Below are 20,239 nucleotides of genomic sequence, written 5' to 3' on the forward strand. Positions count from 1 at the left end.
CACCAGTGAGGAGAGACCCATGCTGCCCCCCCGCACCGACTTCCCCGAGGGCTTCACCTTCGGCGCCGCCACCTCGGCCTATCAGATCGAGGGCACGCGCGGCGCGGGCCTGTCGCATTGGGACAGCTTCGCCGCCACGCCCGGCAACATCATCGACGCCAGCGACGGCAGCCGCGCCTGCGACCACCTGACCCGCTGGCCCGAGGATCTGGACCTGGTGCGCGACGCGGGCTTCGACGCCTACCGCTTCTCGACCTCCTGGGCGCGGGTGATGCCGGACGGCGTGACCGTGAACCCCGAGGGCCTGGATTTCTACGACAAGCTGGTCGACGGCATGCTGGAGCGGGGGCTGAAGCCCTTCCTGACCTATCACCACTGGGACCTGCCCGCCGATCTGGCAGCCCTAGGGGGCTGGCAGAACCGCGACATCGCCCAGCGCTTCGCTGATCTGTGCCGCGCCGTGAATGCCCGGATCGGCGACCGCATGACCAGCGCCGCCACCCTGAACGAGCCGTGGTGCATCGCCTGGCTGTCGCATTTCCTGGGCGCCCATGCGCCCGGCCTGCGCGACATCCACGCCGCCTCCCGCGCCATGCACCATGTGCTGCTGGCCCATGGCACGGCCATGCAGGCCCTGCGCGCGGACGGGGCGGACAACCTGGGCATCGTGCTGAACTTCGAGACGTCGCATCCCGCCGACGACAGCCCCGAGGCCGCGCGCGCCGCCGAAACCCAGGATGCGATCTATAACCAGTGGTTCATCCGCGCGCTGATGGGTCAGGGCTATCCCGACGCCGCCCTTGAGGGCATCGGCCCGCATCTGCCCCAGGGCTGGCAGGACGACATGGCCCTGATCGCGCAGCCCCTCGACTGGCTGGGCGTCAACTACTACACGCGCCGCCTCTATACCGGCAATGCCGGGCTCTGGCCGCATGCCTCCGAGGCGCCGGGCCCCCTGCCCAAGACCCAGATGGACTGGGAGATCCGCCCCGAGGGCCTGACCGAGTTCCTGACCCGCCTTGCCCGCGACCATACCGGTGCCCTGCCCCTCTATGTCACGGAAAACGGCATGGCGCTGGAGGCCGGGGGCGGCACGGGCGCCGGCATCACCGAGGATGCCCGCCGCATCCAGTTCGCGGGCGACCATCTGCGCGCCACCAAGGCGGCGATGGATCAGGGCGTGGACGTGCGCGGCTTCTTCTACTGGTCGCTATTGGACAATTACGAATGGGGCTGGGGCTATGGCCCGCGCTTCGGGCTGGTCCATGTCGATTACGAGACGATGACCCGCACGCCGAAATCCAGCTGGCACGCCTTCCGGTCGATGCTGAAGGGCGAGGCGCTAAGGCCCTAGGCCCTTTCGCGCGCGTCCTGCGCGATCATCTCGCTGGCCCGGCTGGCGATCATGGTCACCGGCGCATGGGTGTTGCCCGACACGATGGCGGGCATGATCCCCGCATCCGCGATGCGCAGGCCTTCCAGCCCGTGGACGCGCAGTTGCGGGTCCACCACGGCCATGGGGTCCGTGCCCATCCGGGTCGTGCCCACGGGATGGAAAATCGTCGTGCCGATCTGGGCCGCGGCCTCGTGCAGCTGGGCATCCGAGGTCAGATGCGCCCCGGGGCGATGCTCCTCGGGGGAAAACTCGGCCATGCGGGCGGTCTGCATCAGGCGGCGGGCATGGCGCAGGCTGTCGATGGCCACCTGCCGGTCGCCCTCGGTGCTCAGATAGCGCGGCGCGATGGCGGGCGGGCTGCGTGGATCCGGGGCGGTGATGTGGCTGGACCCGGTGCTTTCGGGGCGCAGGTTGCAGACCGACACCGTCAGCGCCGGGAAATCGTCCAGCGGATCGCCGAACTTGCCCAGCGACAGCGGCTGCACGTGATATTCGATGTTCGCCGTGTCGTAGCGGTCCGACGAGCGGGTAAAGATCCCCAGCTGGCTGGGCGCCATCGCCATCGGCCCGGTGCGGCGAAGCGCATATTCCAGCGCGATCCCGGCCTTGCCCCAGATCGTGCGCGCCCGGTCATTCAGCGTCCGCGCGCCCGCGATGCGGAACACCATGCGCAGCTGCAGGTGATCCTGCAGGTTCTCGCCCACGCCGGGCAACGCATGGACCGGCGCGATGCCCAAGGCGGCCAGCCGCTCGGGCTGGCCGATGCCCGACAGCTCCAGCAGCGCCGGAGAGCCGATGGCGCCGGCCGCCAGGATCACCTCGCCCCGCGCGCGGGCCAGGCGGCGCTGGCCGTGCTGCTCGAAGACCACGCCGGTGACGCGCCGCCCGTCCATCTGCAGGCGCAGGACCTGGGCGTCGGTCTCGATCCGCAGGTTGGGGCGGCCGCGGGCAGGGTCGAGAAAGGCCTTCCTCGCGTTCCAGCGGATGCCCTTGCGCTGCGTGACGGGGAAATAGCCCACGCCCTCGTTGTCGCCGGTGTTGAAATCGGGCCGGGCGGGCAGGCCCAGCTCCTGCGCGGCCTCGGCCACGGCGTCGAGGATGGGCCAGCGCAACCGCTGGCGCTCGACCCGCAATTCGCCCTGATCGCCATGCAGGTCGCAGGCGGGGTCGTAATGCCGCTCGGTCGCGCGGAAATGCGGCAGCACGTCCGACCAGGCCCAGCCCGGATTGCCCATCTGCCGCCAGCCATCGTAATCGGCCGCCTGCCCGCGCATGTAGATCATGCCGTTGATCGACGAGCAGCCGCCCAGCACCCGCCCGCGCGGATAGTTGAGACGCCGCCCCGCCAGCCCCGGTTCGGGCTCGGTCACGTAGCACCAGTCGAGCGAGGGATCGCCCATCGCGTGCAGATAGCCCACCGGGATGTGCACCCAGAGCCGGTTGTCATGGCCCCCGGCCTCCAGCAGCAGGACCCGGGCGCGGGGATCGGCCGAGAGCCTGTTGGCCAGCACGCAGCCGCCCGAGCCCGCGCCCACGATGATATGGTCGTAATCGCCGAAATCCTGCATGTGATCCTCCGATCCCCCGGGGGACGAGGCTAGTGGGATGGCGGGCGGGGGGCAAGCGGGCCCCGTGTCGCGGTCGCGCGCGGTCCCCGGGCCAGGGGTGGCCGTGGCGGGCGCCCTGTGGATATTTGGGCCAAGATGAAAGCGGCGGGCGCGCGCGATTGGGCGGATCGGTCGCGGTTGCGGGCGGGGGCGGGGCGGGCTATCTGCTGACGGCAGGATCTGCCACGGGAAGGACCGACATGATCGTCATCATCGCCGCCATCGTCGGGGCCGCTCTTGGCTGGCGCCGGGCCGCCAAGCTGGGCGGCACGCGCAGCGACCGGGTGCAATATGCCGTGGCCTTCGCCCTGGGCTGCGCCATGATCGGCGTCTTCGCCACGATCTTCGTCCACCGGATGGCCTGATGTTCCTGCCCTTCCTCGACAACCTGCGACGGCAGGGGGTTCCGGTCTCGCTGCGCGAATGGCTGGACCTGATGGAGGGGATGGGCGCGGGACTGGACGACCGCACGGTGGCCGGCTTCTACGGGCTGTCGCGGCTGGTGCTGGTCAAGGACGAGCGCCACCTGGACCGCTTCGACCGCGCCTTCGCCCAGACCTTTTCCGGGCTGGAGGAGGTTCCCGTCGGGGCGCTGCTGGATTCCCGCGACCTGCCCCGCGAATGGCTGGAGAAGCTGGCCGAGGGGCTCTTGACCGAGGCCGAGCGGGCCCAGGTCGCGGGATCGGGCAGCTTCGAGGCGCTGATGGACAAGCTGCGCCAACGCCTGGCCGAGCAGCAGGGCCGCCACCAGGGCGGCAACACATGGATCGGCACGGCGGGCACCTCGCCCTTCGGGGCCTACGGCTACAACCCGGAAGGCGTGCGGATCGGGCAGGAGGACAGCCGCCACCGCCGCGCCGTCAAGGTCTGGGACAGGCGCGAGTTCCGCGATTTCGACGACCGGGCCGAGCTGGGCACCCGCAACATCAAGGTCGCGCTGAAGCGGTTGCGCCAATGGGCGCGCCACGGGGCGGCGGACGAGCTGGACCTGCCCGGCACCATCCGCGCCACCGCCGATCACGGCTATATCGACGTGCGGACCCGCCCCGAGCGCAGGAATGCCGTCAAGGTCATGCTGTTTCTGGATGTGGGCGGCAGCATGGACGACCATGTCCGCGTGGTGGACGAGCTGTTCAGCGCCGCGCGGGCCGAATTCAAGCACATGCATCACTTCTACTTCCACAACTGCCTCTACGAAGGGGTCTGGACCGAGAACCGCCGCCGGTGGGAGGCGCAGACGCCGACCTGGGACGTGCTGCACCGCTTTGGCCGCGACTACAAATGCATCGTGGTGGGCGATGCCTCGATGTCGCCCTACGAGATCGCCGTGCCGGGCGGCGCCAACGAGCATTGGAACGCCGAATCCGGCGAGGTCTGGCTGCGGCGCCTGACCGGGGGCTTTCCCGACCATGTCTGGCTGAACCCCGTCCCCGAGGCGCAGTGGGCCCATACCCAGTCCATCGGCATGGTGGGCGAGGTCTTCGAAAACCGCATGCTGCCCCTGACGCTGGACGGGCTGACCCGCGCCATGCGGCTTCTGGGGTGACGGCGCGGCAAACTGGCTCTGGCACGGACGGGCGGGGGCGCCCATATTGAGGGCATGATGAAGTTTCTGCCGCTGATCCTGCTGGGCCTCTATCTGGTCGCGATGTGGTTCTTTTCCGCATGGCGCCTGAAGAAGGACCTGAACGAGAAGGCCACGCCGCTGCGCCATCCGCGCCTGACGCCGATGCTCAAGCGCCTTGGCGACGCGATGGACCTGCCGCCCATCCAGGCCCATGTCTACGAGGTCGAGCCGGTGAACGGCCTGGCCGCCCCCGACGGGCGGATCTTCCTGACGCGCGGCTTCATCCGCAAGCTGGACGCCTGCGAGGTCACCGCCGAGGAGATGGCCAGCGTCATCGCGCATGAGCTGGGCCATGTCTCGCTTGGCCATTCGCGGCGCCGGATGATCGACTTCGCCGGCCAGAACGCCATCCGCCTGGCGCTGGCGGGGGTGCTGGGCCGCTTCCTGCCCGGCATCGGCACCTGGATCGCCAATGCGGTCGCCACCGCCGTCGCCGCCCGCCTGTCGCGCCAGGACGAGTTCGAGGCCGACCGCTTCGCCAGCGCGCTGATGATCAAGGCCGGTTTGGGCACCGATCCGCAGAAATCGCTGTTCCGCAAGCTGGACAAGCTGACCGGCAGCGCGGGTGGCGGCGCCCCGGCCTGGTTCCTGTCGCACCCGCCCACCGCGCGCCGGATCGCCGCGATCGAGGCACATGAGGCGCGCTGGACCAGGGACTGACCGCCGCCCCTTGCCGCGCCGCCATTTGGCCCTATTCTGCAACCGACAGATGAAGGCCCGCATGACCCCTCCGTTCCGACGCCATGTCCTGTATTTGCCGGGATTCGACCCGATCCCGCCCCGGCGGTATCGCGAGCTGTACCGCCGCGAGGGGGCCGACCAGGCCGCCATCTCGGGCCACCGGCTGCGCATCACCAAGGCGCAGGCCCCGGGCTTTGCCTGGACCGTGCATGGCCAGGTCGAGGGGCGCGACACCCGCACCGTGATCGAGGTCGCCTTGTGGTCCGACATCGTGCAGGCTTCGATGCGGCAGGGAATCGCGGGAACCTTCGCGCAGCTGGCGCGCACCTCCTGGACCTATATCGCGACCGGCACGCTGACGCGGCTGATGCGGCTGCGGCGCGGGCCGGTGATCGCGGCGCTCTATCCGATCGTTGTGCTTCTGGTGCAGCTGCTGCTGGCGCTGCTGGCGGGCGGGCTGGTGGCTTGGGGCGTCGTGGCCCTGGGGGGCGGGTGGCTGGCGCTGCCGGCGGGGCTGGCGGCCCTCTGGGGGGTGCTGGTGCTGGGCCAGCGGCTGGATCACCGGCTGTTCGCCTATTACCTGATGCACGACTATGCCTTCACCGCCCGCCATCGCGGCGGCTATCCCCCCGCGCTGGAAGATCGGCTGACCCAGTTCCGCGCGCGCCTGCGCGACATCCTGGACGACGGCCCCGACGAGGTGCTGGTCGTGGGCCATTCCTCGGGCGCCTATCTGGCCGTCTCGCTGCTGGCCGATCTGCTGCGCGAGGACCCGCCGCGTCCCGGCGGCCCCACGCTGTCGCTGCTGACCCTGGGCCATGTCGTCCCCATGGCGGCCTTCCTGCCCGATGCCGGGCGGCTGCGTCAGGATCTGGCCTGGCTGGGCCGGGCCGACGGGATCTTCTGGCTCGACGTGACCGCGCCGGGCGATGCCTGCTGCTTTGCGCTCTGCGATCCGGTGGCGGTCTGCGGCGGCGGGGGCGAGGGGCAGAAATGGCCGCTGGTGATCTCGGCCGCCTACACCCAGACCCTGTCGCCCGAGCGGCAGAAGGCGATCAAGAACCGCTGGTTCCGACTGCATTTCCAGTATCTCTGCGCCTTCGACCGGCCCGGCGATTACGACTATTTCGCCATCACCGCCGGTCCGCAGACGCTGGCGCAGCGCTTTGCGGGGCGCAAGCCCTCGCCCGCGCGCATCACCCGGGCGGTGGGCGCCCGCCCGTGAGCACGCCGCGACCGGAGGGCACCGAAGGGCGCGGCACGCTGCGCGGCCTCATCCGGGGATTCCGCCGCGACCTGCTCTCGGCCCTGCCGGAACGCCTCTACGGCGCGTGGATGGCCGAGTTCCGCACGCCGCTGATCCACAGCTTCTTCTGCAACGACCCGGCGCTGCTGCGCATCATCCTGCAGGACCGCGCCGCCGATTTCCCGAAATCCAACCGCATGCGCGAGGGGCTGGCGCCGCTTCTGGGCAACGGCGTCTTCATCTCGAACGGGGCCGAATGGGCGCATCAGCGCCGCATCATCGACCCGGCCTTTGAAGGCGGGCGGGTGCGGGCCAGCTATCCCGCGATCCTGGACGCCGCCCGCGCTGCCGCCACGCGCCTTTCGCCGGGCGTCCATGACATCGAGCCGCATTCGGCCCATGCCGCCGCCGACGTGATCTTTCGCACGCTCTTCTCGCTGCCCATCGAGCATCGTATCGCCTCGGACGTGTTCGAGGCCTTCCGCGAGCATCAGGAGGCGCAGCCGCTGGTCAATCTGGCCGCCTTGCTGCCCCTGCCCCGCTGGATGCCGCGCCCCCATTCGCGCCGCACCCGGACCACCGCCGCCCGCATCCGGGGCCTGATCGAAACGCTGGTCAGCGACCGCGCGGCGGCCATCGCCACCGGCACCGCGCCCGACGATCTGGCGACCAAGATCATGACCACCCCCGATCCGCAGACCGGCCGGTGCTTCACGGATGCCGAGATGATCGACCAGGTCGCGGTGCTGTTCCTGGCGGGGCACGAGACCAGCGCCTCGGTCCTGGGCTGGGCCCTGTGGCTGCTGGCCGCGAACCCCGACTGGCAGGACCGCGTGGCTGCCGAGGCCCAGATGCTGACCGACGATTTCGCCTGCCTCAGTGGCCTGAAGGCCACCCGCGCGGTCTTCCGCGAGGCGTTGAGGCTCTATCCGGCGGTGGCGATGTTCGTGCGCGAGGCCACAGGGCCCGAGACCTTCCGCGACCGCCATGTGCCGCGCGGCGCGCAGCTGGTCGTCTCGCCCTGGCACCTGCACCGGCACCGCAGGCTGTGGGACCGGCCCGACGACTTCGACCCCGCCCGGTGGGACACGCCCGAGGGCAAGGCCAGCGCGCGCGGCGCCTACCTGCCCTTTTCCGCAGGCCCCCGCGCCTGCCCCGGTGCGGGGCTGGCCATGGCCGAGGGCGTGGTGATGCTGTCGGCCATCCTGGGGCGCTGGCGGCTGGAGGTCACCGACCGCACCCCCACCCCCGTGGCCCGCCTGACCATCCGCGCGGCGGACGGCATCTGGGTCCGGCTGACCCCGCGCTGAGGCCGGGGCGTCCCTACCGGAACAGCACCAGCGAGCCCGGCGACCAGGCCAGCCGGGTGCGCGTGCCCACCTCCTGCACGTCGCGACCGAAGACGTTGCGCATGGAAATGCGCACGGTGCGGGCCTTGCCGTCCAGCCGCGCCGCCCCGTCCAGCCGCAGGTCGTAATAGGTCATGTCGCCGTAATAGACGACCTCGTCGATGGTCGCGTTCGTCTCGCGCGGCTGGCTGTGGCTGGCGCCGGGGCCCAGCAGGGTCATCGTCTCGGGGCGGAAACCCACCATCGGCCCCTCGTCCTCGGGATTGGCGCGGCTGATCTGCGTCGCGGGCAGCTCCACCCGGCCCAGACCCGCGACCTCGGCCGTCACGATGCCGCCCGCCTCCGAGATCACCTGCGCGGGCAGGAAGTTCATCACCCCGATGAAATCGGCCACCCGCCGCGTGGCGGGCCGCGCATACAGCGCCTCGGGGCCGTCCAGCTGCGCGATCTCGCCCTCGAACATGACGGCGATGCGGTCGGACATGACCAGCGCCTCCTCCTGGTCATGCGTGACCAGCACGAAGGTGATGCCCACCTGCCGCTGCAGCTTGATCAGCTCGACCTGCATCTGCTCGCGCATCTTGCGGTCCAGCGCCGACAAAGGCTCGTCCAGCAGCAGCACCTTGGGCTTCAGGATCAGCGCGCGCGCCAGCGCCACCCGCTGCCGCTGCCCGCCCGACAGCGCATGGGCCGAGCGCGCGCCATAGCCCGCCAGGCCCACCATCGCCAAGGCCTCGTCCACCGCCGCCGCCTTCTCGGCCTTGTCGCGCGGATCGCGGCGCAGCCCGAAGGCCACGTTCTCGGCCACCGTCAGATGCGGGAAGATCGCATAGGACTGGAACACCATGTTCGTGGGCCGCTTGTTGGCGGGCACCTCGTCCATGCGCTTCTGGTCGATCAGGATGGCCCCGTCGCTGATGTCCTCGAACCCCGCGATGGTGCGCAGCAGCGTGGTCTTGCCGCAGCCCGACGGCCCCAGCAACGAGAAGAACTCGCCCGCCCGGATGGTCAGGTCGATGCCGCGCAGCGCGTGGTAATCGCCGTAGTACTTGTGGACCCCGTGGCACTGGATCATCGGCTTGGTGTCGGTCACAGCAACCCTCCGGTGGGCTTGCCGCCGATGCGGGCATTGCCCCGGCGACGGAAATATTCGCCGAGCGCCAGAAGCACGATCGACAGCACGACCAGCACCGTCCCCAACGCCATGATGACGGGGATCGCGCGCGGAAAGCGCAGCTGGCTGAAGATGTAGGTGGGCAGCGTGGGCTCGTTCCCGGCCAGGAAGAAGGCGATGATGAACTCGTCCAGGCTGATGGTGAAGCTGATCAGCAGCGCGCTGATGATGCCCGGCATGACCAAAGGCAGCGTCACCAGCCGGAACGCGCCCCATTTCGTCTCGCCCAGGTCATGGGCGGCCTCCTCCAGGCTGCGGTCCAGCGACGAGAAGGCCGTCGACAGCACCGCGATCGCGTAGGGCATGCAGATCAGCGTGTGCCCCGCGATCACCGTCAGCAGCGACAGCTGCACCCCCATGCCCAGCAGCACCACCAGCAGCGACATGGCCACGATGATCTCGGGCAGGACCATCGGCAGCATGATGAAGGCCATCATGCCCCCCTTGCCCGGAAAGCCGAAGCGGGTCGAGGCGCGCGCCGCGAAGATCCCGAAGCAGGTCGACAGGATCGAGGCCGAGACCGCGATCATCAGCGAATTGCTCAGCGCCCGGCGCAGCGTCGCATCGGCCCACATCTGCGCGAACCAGTCGGTCGTGATCCCCTGCAGCGGAAAGGCGATGATCGTGCCCGAATTGAACGCGAAGAGCGGCAGAAGGATGATCGGCGCATAGAGGAACAGCAGGTAGAAGATCGCATAGGCCTGCAGGCCCCAGCCCTGGCGGTTCATGAACGCACCTTCAGGAAGCGGCGGTTGAGGAACAAAAACAGCGCGCTGACCAGCGCCACGATGACCATCGCCGTCACCGCCAGTGCCGAGCCCAAGGGCCGGTTGTCCAGCGCCAGCATCTGCACCTGGATCATGTTGGCGATCATCGGGATCTTGCCGCCGCCGATCACCTCGGGGGTCACGTAATCGCCGATGGTCGGGATGAAGACGATCAGCGTCGCCGCGATCACGCCCGGCATCGCCAAGGGCAGCGTCACCCGCCAGAAGGTCATCAGGCGGCTTTCCCCCAGGTCCCGCCCGGCCTCCAGCAGGGACCGGTCGATCTTTTCCAGCGCCACGAAGATCGGCAGGATCGCGAAGGGCGCATAGGCATGGGCCAGCGTGATGACGATGGCGTTGACGTTGTAGAGGATGAAGGTCAGCGGCTCGTCGATGATCCCCAGCCCCGTCAGCGAGGAATTGACCACGCCGTTATAGCCCAGGATCACCTTCCACAGGAACACGCGGATCAGATAGCTGGTCCAGAAGGGGATGGTGATCAGGAACAGCCACATGGCCTTGCGTTCCGGGCGGACCATGAAGCTGACGTAATAGGCGATGGGAAAGGCCGTCACGACGGTCGCGAAGGTCACCACCGCCGCCACGATCAGCGACCGCAGCATGACCGCGCGCACGATGGGATCGGTCAGGACCTGGCCATAGTTCTGCAGCGTTCCCTCGGGCAGAACCTCCAGATAGCCGTCGGTCAGGAAGCTGTAGGCCAGGATCGTCGCCAGCGGCGCGGCCAGGATCACCAGCGCGTACAGAAAGGGCGGCGCGATCAGCGACAGGCCCGCGCGGGCCTCGGAATCCAGTCTGGGCCTTGCCATCGTGTCCCTGTCCCCCTGATCCCGGCATCTGGTCGGTCCGGGCGTCTGTCCCGTCGTTTGGTCGATTTGTTCCATAGGCCGGGCGGAAGGAAAAGGGATTTCTGCGCGGCGCTCAGCGCCACCAATGCCCGGTCAGCGCCAGCCGCGCCAGCGAGGCGCGGCGCTGGAAGGGGGTGACCTGGGGCACCGCCTCGAAAGGATCAAGGCGCCCGGCCAGCACCTCAGACAGAAGCCGGGGCACGCGCGGCCCGGGATAGAGCGCCGCCGCCGTCCGGCGCGGCAGCTTGCGGTGCATGCGCGCGGCCAGCCGCAGCCCCTCGCGGGCGCGCTCGGCCAGGGCCTGCGCATCCTCGGGACGGGCCGGTTCCAGACCAAGCCGGACTGCCTGCAATTGCGGCAGCGCGCGCAGCCAGGCGGCAATGCCCGCACCGCGCGCCTGATGGGCCACGATCTCGTGCACACCCTCGGGCGCCCCGCAGCGCCGCGCGGCCGCCCACATCAGCGCCCCCGCCGTCGCCTCGACATAGGCCAGGACCTCGTCCGGCCCGCCGAAGGGCAGCCGTTCGCAATCCCGCCTGCGCGCCTCGGCCAGAGGCGCCAACCCGCCCGCCTCGGCCCCCCAGGCCTCCCACAGGGGCGTCAGCACGTCATGCAGCGGCGGGGCCGTGCCCGCGCCCATCTGGTCCAGCCGGTCGACCCACCATTGCAGCCGCATCTCGGCCAGCATCGGCTCCGCCGACTGGAACGGCGCCCGCGCGATCTCCAGGTTCAGCGCATAGAGCGTCACCAGCGCGGGCCGGTCCTGCGCCTCGGCCACCAGCACCGCCCCGAAGCGGTCGGGATCATGCTGGCGCAGGGCCTCGGTGCAGGCGTCAAGGGTCAAACTGAATTCCTAAAGTTTCTTGAAATGCGACGACCATTTCATCTCCAACGCATCCAACTTAGCGATAATCTCACTCGCCCACGCCGGCGTAGTTGGCGTAAGGAAGTCAACTCGGATCGAACCGTCTTTCACGGCAGAAAGTCGAACAGATGCCTGTAATAGTTCGTTTTTAAGGAGATCGGCTGCTTGATAATCCTTCTCCGCACGGAGTTTAAACCAAATATTTCCCAGTTCCTGGACTCGTTTGGCAATGTCGCTGTCTGACGGCTGCTTGGCTGCCCAACCGTAATCACCCGGAAGAAGCAATCCCATCAGACGTGCTGAAGTCAGCAACTCTGACGGTCTATTTGACTTAGCAAGTTCGTGGAGTGCCGTAATCGCAGCGGACGTATTCAGGTCGTCCGCTAGTGCATCGACCACCTTTTCTGCCGGAAATTCTGCCGGCTCAACGCCCAACACCAATTCATGCCAGTCAGATAATGTAATTCGGGCTTGCTCGGCCTTCTCGTCGGTCCAGTCCATCGGCTTGCGGTAATGCGTGGACAGCATCACGAAGCGGATCACCTCGCCGGGCACGCCCTGATCCAGCAGGTCGCGCACGGTGAAGAAGTTGCCCAGGGACTTGGACATCTTCTTGCCCTCGACCTGCAGCATCTCGTTATGCAGCCAGACATTGGCGAACCCCGCCTGCGGGTGCGCGCAGCAGCTCTGGGCGATCTCGTTCTCGTGATGGGGAAACTGCAGGTCCAGGCCCCCGCCATGGATGTCGAAATGCGGCCCCAGCAGCGCCGCCGACATGGCCGAGCATTCGATATGCCAGCCCGGACGCCCCCGGCCCCAGGGGCTGTCCCAGCCCGGCACATCCGCATCCGAGGGCTTCCACAGCACGAAATCCATCGGATCGCGCTTGAAGGGCGCCACCTCGACCCGCGCGCCCGCGATCATGTCGTCGACCGACCGGCCCGACAGCTTGCCGTAATCGGGGAAGGAGCGCACGTCGAACAGCACATGCCCCTCGGCCGCATAGGCATGGCCCTTGGCGATCAGGTCGGCGGTCATCTCGATCATCTGGGCGACATAGGCGGTGGCCCGCGGCTCGTGATCGGGGCGCGCGGCGCCAAGCGCGTCCATGTCGGCGTGATACCAGGCGATGGTCTCGTCCGTCCGCTCGGCGATCAGCTCCTCCAGCGACAGCGGGCTGCCGGCCGCGCGGCGGCGCTGCGCCTCGGCGTTGATCTTGTCGTCCACGTCGGTGAAGTTGCGCACATAGGTCACCGCCTCGGCGCCATAGACATGGCGCAACAGCCGCACCAGCAGATCGAAGACCAGCACGGGCCGGGCGTTGCCCAGATGCGCGCGGTCATAGACCGTGGGTCCGCACAGATACAGGCGCACATTCGCGGCATCGATGGGGACGAAATCCTCTTTCGTCCGGGTGCGGGTGTTGGTCAGCCTGATCTGCGTCATCGCGGGCCCTTATGCGAAGGTCGCACAGGTCTAGCGCATCGCGCCCCGGCTTTCCACCCAGGCAATCTGGCGCGGCAGGCAGTCGCGGACCAGATCATAGCCGTCCAGGATCGTCTGCCGCGCCGCCTGCCGCAGGGCCGGGCCGTCGGGGTCGCCCGCCAGCCCGGTCGCCAGCGCGCCCGCCAGCGCGGCGCTGTCGAAGAACGGCACCAGCCGCCCGTTCCGGCCATCCGCGATCACCTCGCGCACCGGCTCGGTATCCGATCCCACGACATAGGCCCCCGCCGCCATCGCCTCCATCAGCGACCATGACAGCACGAAGGGATAGGTCAGATAGCAATGCACCCGCGTCAGCTTGATCAGCGACAGGTAGTCGGCATAGGGCACCCGCCCCAGGAAATGCAGCCGGCCCTGGTCCAGCTGCCCGCCGACCTCGGCCAGAAGCCTCGCCTTCCAGCTGGCCGCGTCGCGGGGCTTGCCGCCATAGCTGGGATCCTCGGCGCCCACCATCACGACCTGCGCCTGCGGACGCGCGGCCATCACGGCGGGCAGCGCGCGCATGAAGGCGTGAAAGCCGCGATAGGGCTCCAGCGACCGGGACACGAAGGACAGGACCTCGTCGCCCGCGCGCAGCACCGGCCCGCCGCCCGGCAGGGCCAGCATCGCCTGCGGATCGGGGGCCACGGTCTCGGTGTCGATCCCGTCATGGATGACGGTGATCTTGCCGCGCAGTTCGGGCGGAAAGCTGTCGGCCTGATAGCGGGTGGGCGCGATCGCCCCGTCCGCCTGCACCATCGCCTGGATCAGATGGGCCGAGCGCGAGACGGTCATGAACCGCGTCTCGTCGCGGTCCGGCCCCATCTCGGGGTCGAAGCCCACATCCTGCCCGCGCGTGCGGTACATCAGCTCGGCATAGATCAGCAGCGTCGCCTCGGGCCAGATCTCCTTGAGGAACAGCGTCTCGCCCCAGCCCGGATGGCCGATGATGATGTCGGGCACGAAGCCGTGCTTGTCGCGCAGCGCCCGCGCCCCGCGCGCCACCAGAAAGCCCCGCTCGGCATGCTCGGTATAGGACCGCCCCAAGGCGCTTTCCGTCTTCACCGGGTCCGGCGCCTTGTAGCGCAGGGTCTGGACCGGGCTGGGGCGCTTGTTCTTCTCGTCGGTCAGGGCCAGCACATGATGGCCCCGCGCCACCAGCGCCGGGGCGAGGTGCGGAAACTGAGCCGGAAAGTTCTGGTGCACGAACAGGATCTTCATGGCCCAACGCCCCTACGCGGTGATCGGAAACGCCGCCCTCAGCAGCGCGCGGGTATAGTCGTGCTGCGGCGCGTCGAAGATCTGCGCGACGCTGCCCTGCTCGACCACCTCGCCCGCCCGCATGACCATGATGTGATGCGCCATCGCGCGGACCACGCGCAGGTCGTGGCTGATGAACAGGAAGGCCAGCCCGTACTTGCGCTGCAGGTCCCGCAGCAGGTCCACGATCTGCACCTGCACGGTCATGTCCAGCGCGCTGGTCGGCTCGTCCAGCACCACGACCTTGGGGCGCAGGATCATGGCGCGGGCGACCGCGATGCGCTGGCGCTGCCCGCCGCTGAACTCGTGGGGATAGCGATGCATCATCTCGGGGTTCAGCCCGACCTCGGCCATGATCTCGGACACCATCTGCCGGCGGTCCCGGCCCGGCTCAACCCCGTGGACACCCAGGCCCTCGGTGATGATCTGCTCGACCGTCATGCGGGGCGACAGGCTGCCATAGGGGTCCTGGAACACGATCTGCAGGTCGCGGCGCAAGCGGCGCAGCTGTGCCCCGCCCCAGCCCTGGATGTCCTGCCCCATGAAGAGGATCGGCCCGTCGCTCTCGATCAACCGCATGATGGCCAGCGCCAGCGTGGTCTTGCCGCTGCCCGATTCGCCCACGACCCCCAGGGTCTCGCCCGCGCGCAGCGTCAGGCTGGCGCCGTTCACGGCCTTCACATGCCCGGTGACGCGGCGCATCAGCCCGCGCTTGATCGGAAACCACACCTTGAGGTCGCGGGTCTCGACCAGCACCGGGGCATCCGGCGCCACGGGCTCGGCCTGCCCCTGCGGGGCGGCGGCCAGCAGCGCCTGCGTATAGGGGTGGCGGGGCCGGGCAAAGATCTCCTCAACCGGGCCCTGCTCGACGATCTCGCCGTCCTTCATCACGCAGACCCGGTCGGCGATGCGGCGCACGATGCCCAGATCGTGGCTGATGAACAGCATCGACAGCCCCTCGGCGGCCTTGAGTTCCGCCAGCAGGTCCAGGATCTGCGCCTGGATGGTCACGTCCAGCGCGGTGGTGGGCTCGTCCGCGATCAACAGGTCCGGCCCGTTGGCCAGCGCCATGGCGATCATCACCCGCTGGCGCTGCCCGCCCGACAGCTGGTGCGGATAGTCGGCCAGCCGCGAGGCAGGCTCGCGGATGCCCACGCGGGTCAGCAGCTCGACGATCCGCGCCCGCGCCTTGGCGCCCGACAGGCCCTGATGCAGCGCCAGGCTCTCGGACAGCTGCTTCTCCAGCGTGTGCAGCGGATTGAGCGAGGTCATCGGCTCTTGAAAGATGAAGCTGATGTCGTTGCCCCGGATCTCGCGCAGGGTGCGGTCGGATGCCCCGACCATCTCGCGCCCGTCATAGCGGACCGATCCCTCGACCACGGCCGATCCGGCCAGCAGCTGCACCGTGGACAGCGCGGTCACCGACTTGCCCGATCCCGATTCGCCCACGATCGCCACCGTCTCGCCGCGCGCGATGTGGAAGCTGACGCCCCGCACGGCGGGGATCACCTGCCCCTCGGACCGAAAGCCGATGCGCAGGTCGCGCACGTCCAGGACCGCGTCGGCGGGCGCCGAGGGCATGGCATGCGCCTCGGGCGCGCCGGGCATGGAGCCGCCATGCTCCTCGGCCACGGCGGCGGGCGCGCCGGCGGCGGGGCGGACGGGGCGGTCGGTCATCGAAAGGTCTTTCGCGGATCGAAGGCGTCGCGCACGCCCTCGAAGATGAACACCAGCAGCGACAGCATGATCGCGAAGGTGAAGAACGAGGTGAAGGCCAGCCAGGGCGCCTGCAGGTTCTGTTTGGCCTGCAGCGCCATCTCGCCCAGGGAGGCCGACCCGGCGGGCAGGCCGTAGCCCAGATAGTCCAGCGCGGCCAGCCCGCTGATCGTGCCGGTCACGACGAAGGGCAGCATGGTCAGCGTGGCGACCATCGCATTGGGCAGGATGTGGCGGAACATGATCTTGCGGTCGCTGACGCCGAGCGCACGCGCGGCCCGGACATACTCGAAGTTCCGCGCCCGCAGGAACTCGGCCCGCACCACGCCCACCAGCGCGGGCCATCCGAACAGGATGGTGACGAAGACCAGCAGCCAGAAGCTGCGCCCCAGGATCGCGAACAGGATGATGATGACGTAAAGCCCCGGCGTCGACGCCCAGATCTCCAGCACCCGCTGGAACACCAGATCCGTCCGCCCGCCGAAATAGCCCTGCACCGCCCCCGCCGCGATCCCGATGGTCGAGGCCACCACCGTCACGATCAGCGTGAAGAGGATCGAGGTCCGGAACCCGTAGATCACCCGCGCCAGCACGTCGCGCGCGGTGTCATCCGTGCCAAGCCAGTGATTGCCGTCCGGCGCGCTCGGCGCGGTGCCCACATTGTTGATGGTGCGGTAGTGATAGGGGATCGGCGGCCAGATCATCCAGCCCTGCTCGGCCTCGGGCACGTCGCTGGCGCCGGTCTCGACGGCCTCGATCAGCCCCTCGGGATCGTCCCAGCAGGCCTCGCGCCCGCCGCTGACGATCAGGCATTGCACCGCCGGATCGCGATAGATCGCCTCGGTCCCGAAATCGCCGCCGAAGGCCGTCTCGGGATAGAAGTTGTAGGCGGGCCAGTACAGCTCGCCCTGATAGCTGACGACGATCGGCTTGTCGTTGGCCACGATCTCGGCGAACATCGCCGCCACGAACAGCACCGAGAAGATGATCAGCGACCAGAAGGCGCGGCCGTTCCGGCGGAAGTTGCGCAAGCGGCGGCGGTTCAGTTCCGACATGGCCATCAGCCGGCCCTCTTCTCGAAGTCGATGCGCGGATCGACGAAGACATACATCATGTCCGACAGGATCCCGACCACCAGGCTCATCAAGCCAAAGACGTAAAGCGTGCCGAAGATCACCGGATAATCCCGCTGCACCGCCGCCTCGAAGCCCAGACGCCCCAGCCCGTCCAGCGAGAAGATCGTCTCGATCAGGATCGAGGACCCGAAGAACACGCCCAGGAACATCGCCGGAAAGCCCGCGATGACGATCAGCATCGCGTTGCGGAAGACATGCCCGTACAGCACCCGCCGCTCGGCCAGGCCCTTGGCGCGGGCGGTCATCACGTATTGCTTGTTGATCTCGTCCAGAAAGCTGTTCTTGGTCAGCAGGGTCAGGGTGGCAAAGCTGCTGATCGTCGCGGCCATCACCGGCAGGAAGGCGTGCCAGGCATAGTCCTTGACCTTCCCCCAGGCCGAGAGGTCCGCGAAGTTGTCGCTTGTCAGGCCCCGCAGCGGAAAGATCTGCCAATAGCTGCCGCCCGCGAACAGCACCATCAGCAGCACCGCGAACAGGAAGGCCGGGATCGCATAGGCCATGATGATCACGCCCGAGGTCCAGGTGTCGAAGCGCGACCCGTCCCGCATCGCCTTGCGGATCCCCAGCGGGATCGAGATCACATAGGCGATCACCGTCGACCACAGCCCCAGCGTGATCGACACCGGCATCTTCTCGATCACCAGATCCACCACGCTGACCGACCGGAACCACGAGGTCCCGAAATCGAAGCGCAGGTAGTTCCACAACATCGAGAAGAACCGCTCGACCGGCGGCTTGTCAAAGCCGAACTCCTGCTCCAGCTGCGCGATGAACTCGGGCGGCAGACCGCGCGCGCCCTCGTATTCGGTGGTCAGCTGCTGCGAGCTGTCGGCGCTGGCGCCGGCCAGGTTGCCCATCACGTCGCCCTCGCCTCGCATCTGGGCGGCGATCTGTTCGATGGGGCCGCCGGGAACGAACTGGGTGAGGGTGAAATTGACCAGCATGATGCCGATCAGCGTCGGGATGATCAGCAGCATCCGCCGCAGAATATAGGCGCCCATCAGGCCTGGCCCTTCCCCTCGATCCGGGCCGCTTCGACGGGCCCCTGTTCTTGTTACCTGCTTGTCTGCAATCCGGGCGGGGAAATCAAGCCGCGCTCAGCGCAGCTGGCCCGCGGCGCGCAGCTCGTCGGCGCGGGCGCTGTCGTACCACCACATGTCCGTCACCCCCAGCCCATAGGGCGGCAGCGTCTCGGGGCGGTCATAGACGTCCCAGTAGGCGACCGTGTGGTAAGGGCGGTACCATTGCGGAATCCAGAAGCGCAGGCTGCGCAGCGCCCGGTCCAGCGCGGCGATGCCCACGCGGTTCTCGGCGTCGGTGACGGCGGCCGAGGCGTTCTCGATCAGCGCGTCGATGGCCGGGTTGGCCAGCCCCATCGGGTTGAAGACATCGTCCTTGAACTCGGACCCGAAGGCCTGCGACGTGCCGCCCCCCACGGAATATCCGTTGCCCAGCGACTCGCGCACGATGTCGAAATCATGGCTGCGGGTGCGGGTGGTCAGCTCGGACGGATCGACGCGCGTCAGGACCGCATCGACGCCGATGGCGCGCAGGTTCTCGACAAAGGGGTTCACGATGCGGTCGAAGCTCTGGTTATGGTCCAGGAACTGCACCTGCAAGGTCTGGCCCGCCTCGTTGCGCCGCATCCCGTCACTGCCGGTGGTCCAGCCCGCCTCGTCCAGCAGTTGCGCCGCACGGCGCGAATTGGCGCGGTCCAGCTGCCGCTCGCCCGATGCAGGCGATGTCACCGCGTCGTCGGTCAGCACGGTCTCGGGCAGGTCACCCGCCACGGGGGTCAGCAGCGCCAGTTCCTCGGGGCTGGGCGGACCTTCGGCCTTCAGGTCGCTGTTGTCCCAGAAACTGTCCAGCCGGGTGTTCATGCCATAGAACAGCGCGTCGTTGGACCATTCGAAATTGAACATCAGCCCGATGGCCTCGCGCACGCGGATGTCCTGGAACTTTGGCTGGCGCAGGTTGAAGACCCAGGCATCGCCGGTGGCCACCACGCCGTCCGGGATCTCCTCCTTGACGACGGCCCCCGCGGTGAAGGCCGGAAAATCGTACCCGGTGGACCAGATCTGCTCGGACGGCTCGACCCGGAAGGTATAGATGCCGGCCTTGAACGCCTCGAACGCGGCATCGAAATCGCTGAAATATTCGAACCGCAGCAGGTCGAAGTTGTGCCGGCCCTGCTTGATCGGCAGATCGCGGCCCCAGTAATCCGGATTGCGCCGCATGGTGATCGACCGACCGAAATCGGCCCGGTCGAACATATAGGGCCCCGACCCTAGGAACGGGACATTGCTGGTCTGGGTCAGATCGCGGTCGTTCGCCTCGAAATCGGCCTGCGAAAAGACGATCTGCGCGCCCATCTGCCCGATGCTGTCGCGGCGCGGCGCCTCGGGGGTGAAATCGAACCGGATGCGGTGATCGTCCAGCACCTCGGCACTGGCGACCATGCGCTTGATCGCCTCGGCATAGGAGGGGAAGCCCTTCTCGATCAGGGTCTGATAGGTGAACAGCACGTCATGGGCGGTCAGGGGCGTGCCGTCGCTGAACCGCGCCTCGGGGCGCAGGTTGAAGATCACCCAGTCACGACTTTCGGGATACTCGATGGTCTCGCACAGAAGGCAGTAGCGGGCATGCGGGTCGTCCAGCACCGGCTCCATCAGCCGTTCCAGCATCATCGTCGAAGGTGCCGTCGCCCGCCCGCGAAAGGTGAAGGGATTGTAGCTGTCGAAGGTGCCAATCCCATGCTGCGACAGCTCTCCGCCCTTGGGCGCGTCGGGATTTACATAAGCCAGATTCGGGTAATCGGCCGGCATCGGCACATCCTCGAAGGTCGAGATCCCGTGCGAGGTGATGACGCCCTCGGCCGTCTGCACCTCCTGCGCGGCGGCGGGAAGCGCGGCAGTCAGTGCCGCAAGAAGGGCGGCGGCCGGGGCGGTGGGACGCATGGGGAACTCCTGGATCAGGGCGAGACGCGCCCAAGGCTAGGCCAGCGGGGGGCCGGGCTTCAAGCCGCGATTTCGTGAACGGCGGGCGCCACCGCGCCGCACCCGTC

Annotated in this window: 17 protein-coding genes; 6 read left to right on the forward strand and 11 right to left on the reverse strand. The window is 68.4% G+C overall.

The annotated features are described in order from the left end of the window. The first annotated feature begins 19 nt into the window (after positions 1-19). Entirely contained in the window at positions 20-1,354 is a 1,335-nt protein-coding gene (locus tag E4191_RS09160; protein WP_135313147.1) for a GH1 family beta-glucosidase, read from the forward strand. On the opposite strand, the gene E4191_RS09165 is transcribed toward E4191_RS09160, so the two are convergent. Continuing rightward, a complete protein-coding gene (locus tag E4191_RS09165; protein WP_135313148.1) occupies positions 1,351-2,964 on the reverse strand; it encodes a GMC family oxidoreductase in 1,614 nt (537 codons plus the stop codon). The genes E4191_RS09160 and E4191_RS09165 overlap by 4 nt on opposite strands. 239 nt (positions 2,965-3,203) lie before the next feature. On the opposite strand from E4191_RS09165, the gene E4191_RS23750 reads away from it, so the two are divergent. The 5 genes from E4191_RS23750 (at position 3,204) to E4191_RS09185 (ending at position 7,867) form a co-directional block, all read left to right on the forward strand. Then, on the forward strand, positions 3,204-3,368 hold the full coding sequence (locus tag E4191_RS23750; protein WP_168217430.1) for a hypothetical protein: 165 nt from the start codon (positions 3,204-3,206) through the stop codon (positions 3,366-3,368). After that, on the forward strand, positions 3,368-4,549 hold the full coding sequence (locus E4191_RS09170; RefSeq protein ID WP_135313149.1) for a vWA domain-containing protein: 1,182 nt from the start codon (positions 3,368-3,370) through the stop codon (positions 4,547-4,549). The genes E4191_RS23750 and E4191_RS09170 overlap by 1 nt, the downstream gene beginning before the upstream one ends. Before the next feature lie 54 nt (positions 4,550-4,603). Beyond that, complete coding sequence (locus E4191_RS09175; protein WP_135313150.1) at positions 4,604-5,290, forward strand: M48 family metallopeptidase; 687 nt, start codon at positions 4,604-4,606, stop codon at positions 5,288-5,290. 61 nt (positions 5,291-5,351) lie between these two features. Then, complete coding sequence (locus tag E4191_RS09180) at positions 5,352-6,536, forward strand: alpha/beta hydrolase family protein (protein ID WP_135313151.1); 1,185 nt, start codon at positions 5,352-5,354, stop codon at positions 6,534-6,536. Beyond that, positions 6,533-7,867 carry a cytochrome P450 gene (locus E4191_RS09185; protein ID WP_228461201.1) on the forward strand — a complete coding sequence of 445 codons (1,335 nt, stop codon included), beginning with the start codon at positions 6,533-6,535 and terminating at the stop codon, positions 7,865-7,867. Before E4191_RS09180 ends, E4191_RS09185 begins: the two co-directional genes overlap by 4 nt. A 13-nt stretch (positions 7,868-7,880) precedes the next feature. Here the strand turns inward: E4191_RS09185 and E4191_RS09190 are convergent, their stop codons facing one another. The 10 genes from E4191_RS09190 to E4191_RS09235 all read right to left on the reverse strand — a co-directional run bounded on the left by E4191_RS09190 (position 7,881) and on the right by E4191_RS09235 (position 20,132). Further along, positions 7,881-8,981: an ABC transporter ATP-binding protein gene (locus tag E4191_RS09190; protein WP_135314406.1), complete on the reverse strand. Its 1,101-nt coding sequence runs from the start codon at positions 8,979-8,981 to the stop codon at positions 7,881-7,883. A gap of 14 nt (positions 8,982-8,995) precedes the next feature. Beyond that, the gene (locus tag E4191_RS09195; RefSeq protein WP_135313152.1) at positions 8,996-9,808 is read right to left on the reverse strand and encodes an ABC transporter permease; all 813 of its coding nucleotides are present in this window, start codon (positions 9,806-9,808) and stop codon (positions 8,996-8,998) included. Beyond that, on the reverse strand, positions 9,805-10,677 hold the full coding sequence (locus E4191_RS09200) for an ABC transporter permease (RefSeq protein ID WP_135313153.1): 873 nt from the start codon (positions 10,675-10,677) through the stop codon (positions 9,805-9,807). The genes E4191_RS09195 and E4191_RS09200 overlap by 4 nt, the downstream gene beginning before the upstream one ends. A 112-nt stretch (positions 10,678-10,789) precedes the next feature. Further along, positions 10,790-11,560, reverse strand: a complete 771-nt coding sequence (locus E4191_RS09205; protein ID WP_135313154.1) for a squalene/phytoene synthase family protein — start codon at positions 11,558-11,560, stop codon at positions 10,790-10,792. 9 nt (positions 11,561-11,569) lie between these two features. Further along, positions 11,570-13,027 (reverse strand): cysteine--tRNA ligase, encoded by a 1,458-nt coding sequence (gene cysS, locus E4191_RS09210; RefSeq protein WP_135313155.1) that lies wholly within the window; start codon positions 13,025-13,027, stop codon positions 11,570-11,572. Between the two features lie 30 nt (positions 13,028-13,057). Next, a complete protein-coding gene (locus E4191_RS09215) occupies positions 13,058-14,284 on the reverse strand; it encodes a glycosyltransferase (RefSeq protein ID WP_135313156.1) in 1,227 nt (408 codons plus the stop codon). Positions 14,285-14,296: 12 nt separating this feature from the next. Continuing rightward, positions 14,297-15,904, reverse strand: coding sequence for an ABC transporter ATP-binding protein (locus E4191_RS09220; protein WP_135314407.1), 1,608 nt, complete (start codon positions 15,902-15,904; stop codon positions 14,297-14,299). Positions 15,905-15,996: 92 nt separating this feature from the next. Beyond that, a complete protein-coding gene (locus E4191_RS09225) occupies positions 15,997-17,100 on the reverse strand; it encodes an ABC transporter permease (RefSeq protein ID WP_135313157.1) in 1,104 nt (367 codons plus the stop codon). Beyond that, positions 17,100-18,176, reverse strand: a complete 1,077-nt coding sequence (locus E4191_RS09230; protein WP_135313158.1) for a microcin C ABC transporter permease YejB — start codon at positions 18,174-18,176, stop codon at positions 17,100-17,102. The genes E4191_RS09225 and E4191_RS09230 overlap by 1 nt, the downstream gene beginning before the upstream one ends. Before the next feature lie 96 nt (positions 18,177-18,272). Further along, positions 18,273-20,132 (reverse strand): extracellular solute-binding protein, encoded by a 1,860-nt coding sequence (locus tag E4191_RS09235; RefSeq protein WP_135313159.1) that lies wholly within the window; start codon positions 20,130-20,132, stop codon positions 18,273-18,275. Positions 20,133-20,239: the final 107 nt, after the last annotated feature.

It is taken from the genome of Paracoccus liaowanqingii (genome assembly GCF_004683865.2).
Classification (GTDB): Bacteria; Pseudomonadota; Alphaproteobacteria; order Rhodobacterales; family Rhodobacteraceae; genus Paracoccus; species Paracoccus liaowanqingii.

What these genes read in the sequence shown, in the direction of transcription:
- E4191_RS09160 (WP_135313147.1), top strand. Translation starts at nt 20, where the DNA reads ATGCTGCCCCCCCGCACCGACTTCCCCGAGGGCTTCACCTTCGGCGCC.
- E4191_RS09165 (WP_135313148.1), bottom strand. Translation starts at nt 2,964, where the DNA reads ATGCAGGATTTCGGCGATTACGACCATATCATCGTGGGCGCGGGCTCG.
- E4191_RS23750 (WP_168217430.1), top strand. Translation starts at nt 3,204, where the DNA reads ATGATCGTCATCATCGCCGCCATCGTCGGGGCCGCTCTTGGCTGGCGC.
- E4191_RS09170 (WP_135313149.1), top strand. Translation starts at nt 3,368, where the DNA reads ATGTTCCTGCCCTTCCTCGACAACCTGCGACGGCAGGGGGTTCCGGTC.
- E4191_RS09175 (WP_135313150.1), top strand. Translation starts at nt 4,604, where the DNA reads ATGATGAAGTTTCTGCCGCTGATCCTGCTGGGCCTCTATCTGGTCGCG.
- E4191_RS09180 (WP_135313151.1), top strand. Translation starts at nt 5,352, where the DNA reads ATGACCCCTCCGTTCCGACGCCATGTCCTGTATTTGCCGGGATTCGAC.
- E4191_RS09190 (WP_135314406.1), bottom strand. Translation starts at nt 8,981, where the DNA reads ATGATCCAGTGCCACGGGGTCCACAAGTACTACGGCGATTACCACGCG.
- E4191_RS09195 (WP_135313152.1), bottom strand. Translation starts at nt 9,808, where the DNA reads ATGAACCGCCAGGGCTGGGGCCTGCAGGCCTATGCGATCTTCTACCTG.
- E4191_RS09200 (WP_135313153.1), bottom strand. Translation starts at nt 10,677, where the DNA reads ATGGCAAGGCCCAGACTGGATTCCGAGGCCCGCGCGGGCCTGTCGCTG.
- cysS (WP_135313155.1), bottom strand. Translation starts at nt 13,027, where the DNA reads ATGACGCAGATCAGGCTGACCAACACCCGCACCCGGACGAAAGAGGAT.
- E4191_RS09215 (WP_135313156.1), bottom strand. Translation starts at nt 14,284, where the DNA reads ATGAAGATCCTGTTCGTGCACCAGAACTTTCCGGCTCAGTTTCCGCAC.
- E4191_RS09220 (WP_135314407.1), bottom strand. Translation starts at nt 15,904, where the DNA reads ATGCCCTCGGCGCCCGCCGACGCGGTCCTGGACGTGCGCGACCTGCGC.
- E4191_RS09225 (WP_135313157.1), bottom strand. Translation starts at nt 17,100, where the DNA reads ATGGCCATGTCGGAACTGAACCGCCGCCGCTTGCGCAACTTCCGCCGG.
- E4191_RS09230 (WP_135313158.1), bottom strand. Translation starts at nt 18,176, where the DNA reads ATGGGCGCCTATATTCTGCGGCGGATGCTGCTGATCATCCCGACGCTG.
- E4191_RS09235 (WP_135313159.1), bottom strand. Translation starts at nt 20,132, where the DNA reads ATGCGTCCCACCGCCCCGGCCGCCGCCCTTCTTGCGGCACTGACTGCC.